Genomic DNA, 14000 nt, shown 5'->3' with positions numbered 1-14000 from the left:
CCACTGTCGCCTCCAGGGGGACAAGCTTCGTTGAGTCGTAGTGATCGAGGTGCTGGCGAATGAGCGCTGCGTCGAACCACTTATCGGGCGACTCTGCTCCCTGAGTTGGTGCGACAGCTATCGTAATTGTGCCTCGGTCATTGGCTACATCCCAGCTAAGGATGGGGCCCCGGAGCGTAAGGCTTGCATTGATCGTTGAAACGCCTGACGTCGCTGAGTCTGTGATGCGGTAGCGAGAATCCGCATATAAGAACTCAAAGTGCATTATAAAGATCTCTAATAAGGTCTTCATTCGGCTTCCTTGGGTCTGCCAACCTTGTATCTGGGCCGAGCTCAGTTAAGTCCTTGTTGTTTCCGCCACGTTGACCAGTAGGTGTTCGCATTGCTGCGGCGCAGCACCTTTATGTCATCACAGATAGCTTCCAGATTAGAAGCATCCGAAAAGAGTTGTTCGACGCGGTCGCCATTCTCGCGCATCCAGTGCGATTCGTCCGGAGCCGGCAGATATCGAATTTCCGCTTCCTTGTCAAGATATTGCTTGATAAGCGACACCCAGAACCAATTTCGAGGCGTCAAGAGATGTGTCGGTGCAACCGCAATTTGCATTTGCCCGCGCTCATTGGTCAACGCCCATGTGAGCGTGGGTCCAGTCAGGGTCAATGAAGCATTGGCTCCGTCCGCCGCGGTCTCAGAATCGGTGATTCGGTAGCGTGGGTCGAGATACAGGAAGTCGAAGTACACCAAGAAAAATTCCAGCAGGGCCCTCATCAGCGACCTCCTGATCGTGGTGGAACAAACGTAAAGTCGTCGATCTGCTGATAGCCGTGAGATTCGAGATATCGGAGCTCAGCACCAGTAAACGTAGTTGGTCTGATCTCGTCGAAGGGAACCGATAACCTGATCGTGTCCCGATTAGCGATAGCCACGTCGAGTACATGCTGATTTGCTGCCAGTTGCTCGGTTGGCGTCAAGGAGTTCCACACTGGGCCCAGGTCGAAGTAGCTGGCTCCACGTTGCTGCGCGACATCAATGTAGGAGAGGCCTCCGTCCGGTGGTCTAAATGGGCCGAGGACGGTTTCGCCGCTTCCGGTCAAGTGTTGCTCCGACAACGTTCGCAGCTCTGGCGTCATGTAGCTCAGCGGGTTGTCCAGGATGAACTCTGGATGCGCTGGGTCGATCACAACAGGCGGCGGGGGGATGTCCGGCGCCACAGGTACATGCGGACCCGCGGGGGCATGTTCGGCGGGAACCTCACCACCACCCGGGTGCGGCGCATGCTCGACGACAGGTGGCGGACCGGGGTGGGCGGCGCCCGGCACGGGCTGCCCGCCGACGTCCGGGATTGGCGACCCATGCGGGGGAAGGTCCGCTTCGGCAATTGCCGCGCGGATCTCGGCCGCGCTTAGTGCCCGGGGGAGGACGTTGTCGGCGGAAAGGCCCTGCAGCGCTTCACGACTGAAGAGTGTCTTCAGGCCCTGCCAGGCCACCTCTCCGCCGGCCTTGAGTTCAGGCCCGCCGACGGCCAGCGTGATGGCGCTCCACAGCGGCTCGGGGGTGGCTTCCACCTTCCCGGGATCCGGTGTGCGCATGCCGGTCAACTTGCCGCCGCTGAACGCATAGGACGTGCCGGTCGCTTGATCGAAGAATTCGCCCGTGCCGTCCTTGAGCTGGCCGAAAACCTGCACAGGCTGGCCGTCGACTTTGTAGGTGAACATGAAATGGCCGTCGGGAGTGGTGCTCACCGACGCCGGATCGATGCTGTTGTAGTTGGGGATCTTTCCCAGGTCGTCGAGGGCTTTGGCCAGATCGGCCTTGAGCTTGGGAAGTCGGGCACTGGCTGCTTCTCCTTCCGGAGAGCCGGGCCCGTGCGTGTAGAGGTCAGCCATAGCCTTGTCCAGGGCAGTCTGCGCGGCACGCACCTTGCCCATCTGATCCACCACCGCCTGGTCGGTGATCTGCCGAATGTTGGCGAGCGCATTGCGCTGTTCCTCCGACGGCGGGGCTACGCCGTCACTATCGAGGCCATGCAGCGGGGCCCCGTCGTAGCCATCGGTGTGCAATCCATCCAGAGATTTCTGCAGAGAATTGGAGTAGCCGTTGCGGATCGACAACATCTGAGCGAGAGCGGCTTTCGTGTCCCGCAAGGCATCTTCTTCACAGGTTCTGATGAAGGCGTGCAGGGCATCCACGTCCGCAGCGCTGAGGTGTTTGTCTTGCAACATCGCGGCGGCTTGGCACAGCAAGTTGGAGATCCCCTGCAGCTCGGAGTCCAACTTGGCGATCTGTGCGGCGCCGGCTTGTTGCGCTTCGGCCAGGGCGGCGGCGATGTTCTCCAGGTCGGCACCGATCTTGGGTAATTGAAGGGACTGCGCTCCCAAGGTTTTCGTCACCCGCTGCACTTCGGCGGTGTCGTTGATCGGGTGGTCGCCGGTCTGATGGTTCCAGGCGGCGTCGAAACGGTTGCGGGCTTGCTCGAACGCGTGGTCTGCCTCTGCAGTGCAACGACCGGCCTCGCGAAAGGCCGCGGCCAGATTGGAGATCTGCAATGGATCGCCGGCCTGCAGGCTGCGGTTGATCGCCCATGGGTCACCGCCGGCCTCAGCGATCAGCGCATCAATGTCTATGTACGGCAGGCCCATAGCACCGCCCGTGGCAGCGCGGCGTTATGCCGATCTCGCCTCGTGGGCCGCGAAGCCTGAGAGTGCGCCGAACCCGAGCGTATAGCCGCGACAACCATTGCCACCCCTCCTGAGCTGGCAATTACGCTACTAACGGGAACGGGGCCGTCAATTCACTACGCCGGCGCGGGTTTAGGGGGCCAAAGAGATATGGCGCTGTTGTTGCTCGTCCTCAAGTTGCGTTGATCGCCTTCATCGTCGTAGGAACCGGAGCTCTGATCGCCCGCGCGATTAGGCGTTCCCGGGAGAACAGATCGGATCCGCGGTGGAAGGGGGGCGGCGCCCAACCCGGCTACGAGGCCTCGGCGCACGGCGCTATGCCGAATACACCGCTTCCCGAGTGGGCCTACCGGGACGATGAGGGCGACGACGAACACGGCGACGGCCGGCTGCGCTGAGGACGTGGTTGCGCCCTGAAGAACACGGTCCGGAAAGCACAAAGGCCACGAGCCCCTTGCGGAGCCCGTGACCTCAACGCATGCGGCTCGGGGGAGCCGCTCAAATGTGGGCGAAGGGGGACTTGAACCCCCACGTCCCGAAGGACACTGGCACCTGAAGCCAGCGCGTCTGCCATTCCGCCACTCGCCCGGAAAACAACCGGTGGACCATACCACTCTAATAGCCGCATTCCCCAACCCGCCTGGTCGGGCCTGGGCGCCGTGGGGCGCTGGGGGACAACGCGTCTGAACAGGGCCGACGCAGTTCTCAGAGTTTCGACGGTGCCGCTGTATCGCGCTGTCCCGATACCATGCTGGAGTGGGAACGCACCGCGTGAATCGTTTGCCGCGCGCCAGCGACATGCCGTGGCAAGTGCGGGCGAACGCCAGCGCATGAGTAGCCAACGGGGGCTGGCGGCGCGGATCGAGCGCAAGCTCGAGGCGACCGTCGACAACGCGTTCGCCCGGGTTTTCGGCGGCTCGATCGTTCCGCAGGAGGTCGAGGCCCTGCTGCGCCGCGAAGCCCGCGACGGTGTTCAGACGCTGCAGGGCAATCGCCTTTTGGCCCCCAACGAATACATCATTACCCTCGGTAGGCACGACTTCGAGAAGGTGGGCGCCGACCCCGATCTCACGTCGGGCGCTTTCGCTAGGTACTTGGCCGACTACATCCATGAACAGGGGTGGCAAACGTATGGTGAGGTGGTCGTCCGGTTCGAGCAGTCGTCGAACCTGCGAACCGGCCAGTACCGCGCCCGTGGTGCTGTCAACCCCGATGTGCAGCCCCGCCCGACGGTCAACGATCCCGTCCGGCCACAATCAAATAGTGCGTTCGGCGCAGAACGAGGAGTAGCACCAATGACTGACGATTCGAGCTACCGCGGGGCTCAGGGGCCGGGGCGGCCCAGCGATGAGTATTACGACGACCGCTACGGGCGTCCGCAAGAGGGTGGCCCGGAACCGCAGGGGGGACCTGATCCGCGTGGTGGGTATCCGCCCGAGCAGGGCGGCTATCCGCCGCAGCAGGGCTATCCGCCACCCCGCCACCCCGAGCAGGGCGGCTACCCCGAGCAGCAGGGCGGCTACCCCGAGCAAGGTGGTTACCCAGGCCCTGGCGGCGGCGGCTACCCCGAGCAACGCGGCTACCAGGGCGGCCAAGGCGGCTACCCCGAACAGCGCGGCTATCAAGGCGGTCAAGGCGGCTACCCCGAGCAGGGCCAGGGCGGTTACCCGCCCCAGTACGAGCAGCGTCCTCCTGCGCCCGGCGGGTACGGCGGCCAAGGGTACGACCAGGGCTACCGCCAGGGCGGTGGGTACCCACCTCCTGCCGGCGGTCAGCCTGGCGGCGGCCAGCAGGGCTACGGCGGGTACGGCGAATACGGGCGCGGACCGGCCCGCCCCGAGGAGGGTGGTTACGCTCCGCCCGAGCAGCGGCCGGCCTACCCCGAGCAGGGGGCCGGGTATGAGCAGGGCGGCGGCTACGAGCAGGGTGGCGGCTACGAGCAGGGCGCCGGTTACGAGCAGGGCTACCAGCAGGGCGGCGGATACGGCCGGCAGGACTACGGCCCCGGGGATTACACGCAGTACGCCGAGAACGTGCCGGGCGGGGGATACCCCGGTCAAGGTGGATACGCCGAGCCCGCCCAACGCGACTACGAATATGGCCCGCAGGCCGAGTACGCCCAGCCGAGTGAGTATGGCCAGCCGGCCGACTACGGGCAGCCGGCCGGTGGCTACGGCGGTTACGGCGGCGGCTATGGCGCGGCCGGAACGACGGTCACCCTCCAGCTCGACGACGGCAGCGGCCGGACCTATCAGCTGCGTGAGGGCTCCAACATCGTCGGCCGTGGACAAGACGCGCAATTCCGGTTGCCCGACACCGGGGTGTCACGGCGTCACCTCGAGGTCCGCTGGGACGGGCAGGTCGCCCTCCTTTCGGACCTGAACTCGACCAACGGCACCACGGTGAACAACGCCCCGGTGCAGGAGTGGCAGTTGGCGGACGGCGACGTCATCCGTCTGGGCCACTCGGAGATCATCGTCCGGATCCACTAAACGCGCTGGGCTCAACGCTGCCGTGCTTCGCCCCGCGTCGACCGCCGTCCAAGTATCGTGACGTTGCCGATGTACTCGGGGTCACGGGCGCCAGGGGGACGACGCAGGACGGAAAGGACGCCAGATGCAGGGACTCGTACTGCAGCTGACGCGTGCCGGATTTTTAATGTTGTTGTGGGTATTCATCTGGTCCGTGCTGCGGATCTTGCGGACCGATATCTACGCGCCCACCGGTGCCGTCATGGTGCGCCGCGGGTTGGCGCTGCGCAGCACCCTGCTGCCTTCGCGGCAGCGGCGCCATGCCGCGCGCTACCTGGTGGTGACCGAGGGGGCGTTGGCGGGCGCGCGCATCACACTCAGCGGGCAGCCGGTGTTGATCGGAAGAGCCGACGACTCAACCCTGGTGCTCACCGACGACTACGCCTCGACGCGGCACGCCCGGCTATCTCAGCGCGGTTCGGAATGGTATGTCGAGGATCTAGGATCGACCAACGGCACTTACCTTGACAGGGCAAAGGTGACCACTGCGGTACGAGTTCCAATAGGAACGCCGATTCGAATCGGCAAAACGGCGATCGAGTTGCGCCCGTGACCCTGGTTCTGCGATATGCCGCGCGCAGCGATCGCGGCCTGGTGCGCGCGAATAACGAAGACTCCGTCTACGCCGGCGCGCGGCTGCTCGCCCTGGCTGACGGCATGGGCGGTCACGCCGCCGGCGAAGTGGCCTCTCAGCTGGTGATCGCCGCGCTGGCCCATCTCGACGACGACGAACCCGGCGGCGACCTGCTCGCCAAGCTCGACACCGCGGTGCGCTCGGGTAACGCGGCCATCGCCGCGCAGGTGGAGGCCGAGCCCGAGCTCGAGGGGATGGGCACGACGCTCACCGCAATCCTGTTCGCGGGCGACCGAATTGGCTTGGTACACATCGGCGACTCGCGCGGGTATCTGCTGCGCGACGGTGAACTCACCCAGATCACCAAGGACGACACGTTCGTCCAGACCCTCGTTGACGAGGGCCGAATCACCCGCGAAGAGGCACACAGCCACCCGCAGCGGTCGCTGATCATGCGCGCGCTGACCGGACATGAGGTCGAGCCGACCCTGACCATGCGCGAGGCGCGCGCCGGTGATCGCTACCTACTCTGCTCCGATGGGCTCAGCGATCCGGTGAGTGACGAAACCATCCTCGAGGCGCTGCAGATCCCCGACGTGGCCGAAGCCGCCTACCGCCTCATCGAGCTGGCGTTGCGCGGCGGCGGCCCGGACAACGTGACGGTGGTGGTCGCCGACGTCGTCGACTACGACTACGGCCAAACCCAACCGATTCTGGCAGGCGCGGTTTCTGGCGACGACGACCAGATGACGTTGCCCAACACCTCCGCGGGCCGCGCCTCCGCCATCAGGCCCCGTGAAGAGGCCGCCAAACGTGTTGCGCCACAACCGGAAACACCCGCCCGACCGCGATGGCCCAGGCGGCGGATGTTCTTCGTCGTGACACTGGCGTTGTTGGTTGTTCTCTCGGGCATGGCCATCGGATGGTGGGTCATCCAGCGCAATTATTACGTCGCCGAATACGACGGCAAGGTATCGGTCGTCCGCGGCATTCAGGGGTCGCTGTTGGGCGTGCCCCTGCAGCAGCCGTACCTGGTGGCCTGCCTGAGCGCGCGCAACGAACTCTCCCTGATCGGTTACGGCGAATCCGGTCATCCGAACTGTCAGCCGATGACGCTGCGCGACCTTCGCCGGCCCGGACAGGTTCAGGTTCAGACCGGGCTGCCCGGTGGAAGCCTGGACCAGGCCGAGTCCCAGTTACGACAGTTGCTGGCCGAATACCTGCTTCCTACTTGTCCATCGCCGCGCGCGACTTCGCCGCCGGGCGCCCCGCCCACCGGGAGCGGCACCCCCGAATCAAGTGTCGCGGCATCGCCAGCACCCACCACCGCACCGACCACCGCTTCTTCCGGCCCCACCAGCACCACAGCCGGCCCCGCGACCACGTCGCCGGTGGGCCCCACGACCACTTCCCAAACGGTCACCGCGCTTCCAGCGCCTCCACCGCAACCGGGCATTGACTGCCGGACGGTGGCATGACGACCCAACTCCAACCGCCCGTCGCGGTCACACCTCCGCTGCCCACCCGTCGCAACGCCGAGCTGCTGCTGCTGTGCTTCGCCGCAGCGATCACCGTCGCCGCGTTGCTGATCGTGGAGGCGAACCAGGACCGCGAATTGCGTTGGAACGTAATCAGCTACGGGCTGGTGTTCATGCTCGTGTTCGGGTCGGCGCACCTGGCCATCAGGCGATTCGCCCCCTATACCGATCCGCTGCTGTTGCCAATTGTGGCGTTGCTCAACGGACTTGGCCTGGTGATGATCCATCGGCTCGACCTGGTCGACAACCAGCTCAGCGGCCGCCACCACCCCAGCGCCACCCAGCAGATGCTGTGGACCCTGGTCGGGGTCGTCACGTTCGCACTTGTGGTCACGTTTCTCAAAGACCATCGGCAGCTGGCGCGGTACGGCTACATCTGCGGAATCACCGGCCTGGTGCTGTTGGTGATTCCCGCGCTGCTGCCGGCATCGCTGTCCGAACAGAACGGCGCGAAAATCTGGATTCGCTTCCCGGGGTTCTCGATTCAGCCCGCAGAATTCTCCAAGATCTTGTTGCTCATCTTCTTCTCCGCCGTGCTGATCGCCAAGCGGGGCCTGTTCACCAGCGTCGGCAAGCATTTCATGGGCCTGACCCTGCCGCGCCCGCGCGACCTCGCACCCCTGCTGGCCGCCTGGGTGACCTCGATCGGCGTGATGGTCTTCGAAAAGGACCTCGGTACCTCGCTGCTGCTGTATGCGTCCTTTCTGGTGGTGGTTTACCTTGCGACACAACGCTTTAGCTGGGTGGTGATCGGCCTGGTGCTGTTCGCGGTGGGCAGCGTCATCGCGTATTTCGTCTTCGCGCATGTGCGGGTCCGGGTGCAGATGTGGTGGGACCCGTTCTCCGACCCCGACGGCAGCGGCTACCAGATCGTCCAGTCCCTGTTCAGTTTCGCCACCGGCGGCATCTTCGGCACCGGGCTGGGAAACGGGCAACCCGACACCGTGCCTGCCGCGTCGACGGACTTCATCATCGCCGCGTTCGGTGAAGAACTCGGGCTCGTCGGGCTCGCCAGCATCTTGATGCTCTACACCATCGTCATCGTGCGCGGCATGCGGACCGCGATCGCGACGCGGGACAGCTTCGGCAAGCTGCTGGCCGCGGGCCTGGCCTCCACCCTGGCGATCCAGCTGTTCATCGTCGTGGGCGGCGTCACGCAACTCATCCCGCTGACCGGTCTGACCACCCCGTGGATGTCCTACGGCGGATCGTCGTTGCTGGCGAATTATGTGTTGCTGGCCATCCTCGCGCGCATCTCCAACAGCGCCCGGCATCCCTTACGCGGCCGTGAGCGCAAGGACTCGCCGATCGCGGCGGCCAAGACCGAGGTAATCGAGAAGGTATGAACACCTCTCTGCGCCGCATCTCGATCACCGTCATGGCGCTGATCGTGCTCTTGCTGCTCAACGCCACGATGACGCAGGTGTTCGCCGCCGACTCGCTGCGCGCCGACCCGCGCAATCAGCGTGTCCTGCTCGACGAGTACTCGCGTCAACGCGGCCAGATCGTTGCCGGCGGCCAGTTGCTGGCTTATTCGGTGGCCACCGACAGCCGCTTCCGCTTTCTGCGGGTTTACCCGAACCCGGCCGTCTACGCGCCGCTCACCGGCTTCTACTCGCTGCGCTATTCCAGCACGGGCCTGGAGCGCGCCGAGGACCCATTGTTGAACGGTTCCGACGAGCGGCTGTTCGGGCGCCGGCTGGCCGATTTCTTCACCGGTCGCGATCCGCGCGGCGGCAACGTCGACACCACCATCAGACCGCGGGTCCAGCAGGCCGGCTGGGACGCGATGCAGCAGGGGTGCGGTGGACCCTGCAAGGGCGCCGTCGTCGCTCTCGAGCCCTCCACCGGCAAGATCTTGGCCATGGTGTCATCGCCGTCCTATGACCCCAATCTGCTGGCGTCGCACGATCCCCAGGTGCAGGCGCAAGCATGGCAGCGGCTTCGCGACGACCCCGACAATCCGCTGACCAACCGCGCCATCTCGGAGACCTACCCGCCCGGGTCCACGTTCAAGGTGATCACCACCGCGGCCGCACTCCAGGCCGGGGCGACCGACGCCGAGCAGTTGACCGCGGCGTCCTCCATCGTGCTGCCCGACAGCACCGCGACGTTGGAGAACTACGGCGGCCAGCCCTGTGGCAACGAGCCCACGGTGTCGCTCAAGCAAGCGTTCGCCCTGTCGTGCAACACCGCGTTCGTCCAGCTCGGCATGCACACCGGATCGGACGCGCTGCGCAGCATGGCGCGCGCGTTCGGCCTGGACACCACCCCCAACGTCATCCCGCTACAGGTGGCCGAGTCAACCGTCGGGATCATTCCCGACGCCGCGGCGCTGGGCATGACCAGCATCGGCCAGAAGGACGTCGCGCTGACACCGCTGGAGAACGCCCAGGTCGCGGCGACCATCGCGAACGACGGCGTCACGATGCAGCCCTACCTGATCGACAGCCTCAAGGGCCCGGACCTGGCCAACATCAGCACCACGGTCCCCTATCAGCAGCGCCGCGCGGTGTCACCCCAGGTCGCCGCTAAGCTGACAGAGCTGATGGTCGGCGCCGAGAAGGTCGCACAGCAGAAAGGGGCCATTCCCGGCGTGCAGATCGCATCCAAGACGGGTACCGCAGAGCATGGCACCGATCCGCGTAATACGCCGCCGCACGCGTGGTACATCGCCTTCGCGCCCGCGCAGACGCCAAGAGTCGCCGTGGCAGTGTTGGTAGAGAATGGCGGCGACCGCCTGTCCGCGACGGGAGGTGCACTCGCCGCGCCGATCGGACGGGCTGTGATCCAAGCCGCGCTACAGGGAGGACCATGAGCCCGCGAGTTGGTGTGACGCTGTCTGGCAGATACCGCCTGCAGCGCCTGATCGCCACCGGCGGCATGGGCCAGGTCTGGGAGGCGGTGGACAGCCGGCTTGGCCGGCGCGTCGCGGTCAAGGTGCTCAAACAGGAGTTCTCCCAGGACCCGGAGTTCATCGAGCGGTTCCGCGCCGAGGCCCGCACCACCGCGATGCTCAATCACCCCGGCATCGCCCAGGTCCACGACTACGGCGAGAGCCAGCTGGACGGGGAGGGCCGCACCGCCTACCTGGTGATGGAGTTGGTGAACGGCGAGCCGCTGAACTCGGTGCTCAAGCGCACGGGCCGGCTGTCGCTGCGGCATGCCCTGGACATGCTCGAGCAGACCGGCCGGGCCCTGCAGGTCGCGCACGCCGCCGGCTTGGTGCACCGCGACGTCAAGCCGGGCAACATCCTGATCACCCCGACCGGCCAGGTGAAGATCACCGACTTCGGTATCGCCAAGGCGGTCGACGCCGCGCCCGTCACCCAGACGGGGATGGTGATGGGCACCGCCCAGTACATCGCCCCCGAACAGGCCCTCGGCCACGACGCGACCCCCTCCAGCGACGTGTACTCCCTCGGCGTCGTCGGCTACGAGGTGGTGTCGGGCAAGCGGCCGTTCACCGGTGACGGCGCCTTGACCGTGGCGATGAAGCACATCAAGGAGCCCCCGCCGCCGCTGCCCGCGGAGCTGCCGCCCAACGTGCGGGAACTCATCGAGATCACGCTGGTCAAGAATCCCGCGATGCGCTACCGCAGCGGCGGCCCGTTCGCCGACGCCGTGGCGGCGGTGCGCGCCGGCCGCCGTCCGCCGCGACCCAGCCAGTCACCGCCCCCCGGTAGGGCATCGCCGGCGGCGATTCCGTCCAGCCCGACGACCCGGGCGGCCGCCGTGCCGAGCACCCGGAGCGCGGCGCCGCGCCGATCCCGGCCGGCCACCGGCGGTCATCGGCCGCCCCCGGCGCGGCGCACCTTCTCGTCGGGTCAGCGGGCATTGCTGTGGGCCGCCGGGGTGCTCGGAACGCTGGCCATCATCATCGCGGTGCTCATCGTCATCAACTCCCGCGCGGACACCCAGCAGCAACCCCCGCCGCCGACGGTCACCGACACCGGCAGTCCGCCCCCGCCGCCGGCGAGCAATACCCCGAGCGGCTCCGCACCACGGCTCAATTGGACGGATCGCGGGACGATAAGTAATTCTGGACTGCAACGAGGGCCGGCCGAGTACGGGCGGGGTGAACCACCGACGCTCAGCGCATCACCGGCCCGACACGAGATGCCACGATGACCACCCCTCAACACCTGTCTGACCGCTATGAACTGGGCGAAATCCTCGGATTCGGGGGTATGTCCGAGGTTCACCTGGCCCGCGACGTCCGGTTGCACCGCGATGTCGCGGTCAAAGTGCTGCGCGCCGACCTGGCCCGCGATCCGAGCTTCTATCTGCGGTTCCGCCGCGAGGCGCAAAACGCCGCCGCCCTCAATCACCCCTCGATCGTCGCGGTCTACGACACCGGCGAGGCGGAGACAGCGACGGGCCCCCTGCCGTACATCGTCATGGAGTACGTCGACGGTGTCACGCTGCGCGACATCGTCCATACCGACGGGCCGCTACCCCCGCGACGGGCCATCGAGATCATTGCCGACGCGTGCCAGGCGCTGAACTTCAGTCACCAGAACGGCATCATCCACCGCGACGTCAAGCCGGCGAACATCATGATCAGCAACACCAATGCGGTCAAGGTGATGGACTTCGGCATCGCGCGCGCGATCGCCGACAGCGGCAACAGCGTCACCCAAACCGCGGCGGTGATCGGGACGGCCCAGTATCTGTCGCCCGAGCAGGCCCGCGGCGATACCGTGGACGCCCGGTCCGACGTCTACTCGCTGGGTTGCGTACTCTACGAAATCCTTACGGGCGAACCGCCTTTCACCGGCGACTCGCCGGTCGCCGTCGCCTACCAGCACGTGCGGGAAGACCCGATTCCGCCGTCGCACCGGCACGAGGGCATCTCCGCCGACCTCGACGCCGTCGTGCTCAAGGCGCTGGCCAAGAACCCGGACAACCGCTATCAGACCGCCGCGGAGATGCGCGCCGATCTGGTGCGGGTGCACAACGGCGAACCGCCCGAGGCGCCCAAGGTCCTCACCGACGCCGACCGGAGCTCGCTACTGGCGACGGGCGGAAACCTGCCCGGCCCGCGCACCGACGCGCTGCCCCGGCAACCCCTGCGTCGCATCGACGACCGCAACGGCGGTTCGGTCGGGCGCTGGATCGTCGCGGTCGCCGCGCTGGCGGTGTTGACGATCGTCGTCGTCATCGCCTTCAACACCCTCGGCGGCACCACCCGCGATGTGCAGGTGCCCGACGTGCGGGGCCAGGTCTCCGCCGATGCCATTGCCGCGCTGCAGAACCGCGGCTTCAAGACGCGCACCCTGCAAAAGCCCGATTCGACGATCCCGCCCGACCACGTCATCAGCACCGACCCCGGGGCCAACGCCTCGGTGAGCGCGGGCGACGAGGTCACCATCAACGTCTCGACCGGTCCCGAGCAACGCGAAGTGCCCGACGTGTCCTCGTTGGGTTACTCCGACGCGGTCAGCAAGCTCAAGGCCGCCGGCTTCAGCAAGTTCAAGCAGGCCAATTCACCGTCGAGCCCGGAGCTGCTTGGCAAGGTCATCGGCACCAACCCGCCGGCCAACCAGACGTCGGCGATCACCAACGTCATCACCGTCATCGTCGGCTCGGGGCCGGAGACCAAGCAGGTGCCCGACGTAGCGGGTCAGACCGTCGACGTCGCGCAGAAGAATCTCACCGTCTACGGCTTCACCAAGGTCACCCAGGCACAGGTGGACAGCAACCGGCCGGCCGGTGAGGTGATCGGCACCAATCCGCCTAAGGGCCAGGTGGTTCCGGTGGATTCGGTGATCGAGCTACAGGTGTCCAAAGGCAACCAGTTCGTGATGCCCGACCTGAGCGGCATGTTCTGGGCGGACGCCGAGCCGCGGTTACGGGCGCTGGGTTGGACGGGGGTGCTGGACAAGGGGCCCGACGTGGACGCGGGTGGCTCGCAGTCCCACCGGGTGGTGTATCAGAACCCGCCGGCCGGCACCGGGTGCAACCGCGACGGGATCATCACGCTGAAGTTCGGCCAGTAGCCGCCGGTTCGGCCGGGAAATAGGGCTGCACCGCGGCCCGCACCTCGTTCTCGAGCCGGCGGACCAGTGTGTCGTTGCGGGCCCACCCGCAGTAGGCGAGCCAGTTCGCCAGCATCCGGTGGCCGCCCTCGGTCAGGATCGACTCCGGATGGAACTGGACACCGTGAATTGGCAACTCGCTGTGCCGCACCCCCATGATGACGCCGCCGCGGGTGCGCGCCGTCACCTCCAGCACCGGGGGCAGCGACTCCGGCAGGATGGTCAGCGAGTGGTAGCGCGTTGCCGTGAACGGATCCGGAAGCCCTTCCAGCACACCGGTATTGGTGTGGAAGACGTTGCTGGTCTTGCCGTGCAGCAGCTCGGGCGCGCGGTCCACGGTGGCGCCGAAGGCGACGCCGATGGCTTGGTGTCCGAGGCAGACCCCAAGCAGCGGGGTGCGCTCGGCGGCACACGCGCCCACCAGGCCGATCGAAGCGCCCGCACGTTCCGGGGTGCCCGGACCGGGGCTGAGCAGCACACCATCGAACCGCTTGGCGACGGCTGCCTCGTCGGTAAGCCGGGGGTCGTCGTTGCGCCACACCTCGGCCTCGACGCCCAGCTGGCCGAGGTACTGCACCAGGTTGAACACGAAGCTGTCGTAGTTGTCGACGACCAGGATCCGCACCGTGCCAGGTTAC

10 protein-coding genes and 1 tRNA gene are annotated in these 14000 nt (G+C 66.3%); 7 read left to right on the top strand and 4 right to left on the bottom strand.

Annotated features, from left to right (window positions below; translation table 11 throughout):
• Nucleotides 1-333 precede the first annotated feature (333 nt).
• The 3 genes from A5773_RS11890 to A5773_RS11880 form a co-directional block, all read right to left on the bottom strand.
• Complete coding sequence (locus A5773_RS11890; RefSeq protein WP_066950967.1) at nt 334-768, bottom strand: hypothetical protein; 435 nt, start codon at nt 766-768, stop codon at nt 334-336.
• Nucleotides 768-2639, bottom strand: coding sequence for a hypothetical protein (locus A5773_RS11885; RefSeq protein WP_067791026.1), 1872 nt, complete (start codon nt 2637-2639; stop codon nt 768-770). The genes A5773_RS11890 and A5773_RS11885 overlap by 1 nt, the downstream gene beginning before the upstream one ends.
• Before the next feature lie 544 nt (nt 2640-3183).
• Nucleotides 3184-3266 (bottom strand) — tRNA-Leu (locus A5773_RS11880).
• Nucleotides 3267-3508: 242 nt separating this feature from the next.
• Here A5773_RS11880 and A5773_RS11875 point away from each other — a divergent pair.
• From A5773_RS11875 to pknB, 7 genes are all read left to right on the top strand, one after another.
• Nucleotides 3509-5170, top strand: coding sequence for a DUF3662 and FHA domain-containing protein (locus tag A5773_RS11875; RefSeq protein ID WP_067791024.1), 1662 nt, complete (start codon nt 3509-3511; stop codon nt 5168-5170).
• Nucleotides 5171-5294: 124 nt separating this feature from the next.
• Entirely contained in the window at nt 5295-5762 is a 468-nt protein-coding gene (locus A5773_RS11870; RefSeq protein WP_046183038.1) for an FHA domain-containing protein, read from the top strand.
• Nucleotides 5759-7261: a PP2C family serine/threonine-protein phosphatase gene (locus A5773_RS11865; RefSeq protein ID WP_067791018.1), complete on the top strand. Its 1503-nt coding sequence runs from the start codon at nt 5759-5761 to the stop codon at nt 7259-7261. Before A5773_RS11870 ends, A5773_RS11865 begins: the two co-directional genes overlap by 4 nt.
• Nucleotides 7258-8667, top strand: coding sequence for an FtsW/RodA/SpoVE family cell cycle protein (locus tag A5773_RS11860; protein WP_067266421.1), 1410 nt, complete (start codon nt 7258-7260; stop codon nt 8665-8667). Before A5773_RS11865 ends, A5773_RS11860 begins: the two co-directional genes overlap by 4 nt.
• A complete protein-coding gene (gene pbpA, locus A5773_RS11855; RefSeq protein ID WP_067266417.1) occupies nt 8664-10139 on the top strand; it encodes a D,D-transpeptidase PbpA in 1476 nt (491 codons plus the stop codon). Before A5773_RS11860 ends, pbpA begins: the two co-directional genes overlap by 4 nt.
• On the top strand, nt 10136-11452 hold the full coding sequence (locus tag A5773_RS11850; protein ID WP_066950995.1) for a serine/threonine-protein kinase: 1317 nt from the start codon (nt 10136-10138) through the stop codon (nt 11450-11452). Before pbpA ends, A5773_RS11850 begins: the two co-directional genes overlap by 4 nt.
• Nucleotides 11449-13323: a Stk1 family PASTA domain-containing Ser/Thr kinase gene (gene pknB / locus A5773_RS11845; protein ID WP_066950999.1), complete on the top strand. Its 1875-nt coding sequence runs from the start codon at nt 11449-11451 to the stop codon at nt 13321-13323. Before A5773_RS11850 ends, pknB begins: the two co-directional genes overlap by 4 nt.
• On the opposite strand, the gene A5773_RS11840 is transcribed toward pknB, so the two are convergent.
• Nucleotides 13301-13987 carry an aminodeoxychorismate/anthranilate synthase component II gene (locus A5773_RS11840; RefSeq protein WP_066951003.1) on the bottom strand — a complete coding sequence of 229 codons (687 nt, stop codon included), beginning with the start codon at nt 13985-13987 and terminating at the stop codon, nt 13301-13303. The two genes, pknB and A5773_RS11840, sit on opposite strands and share 23 nt — an antisense overlap.
• Nucleotides 13988-14000: the final 13 nt, after the last annotated feature.

The organism is Mycobacterium sp. 852014-52450_SCH5900713, assembly GCF_001667075.1.
Taxonomy (GTDB): Bacteria; Actinomycetota; Actinomycetes; order Mycobacteriales; family Mycobacteriaceae; genus Mycobacterium.
The sequence above is the reverse complement of the archived record's forward strand: the minus strand, read 5'-3'. Positions and strand labels throughout refer to the sequence as shown.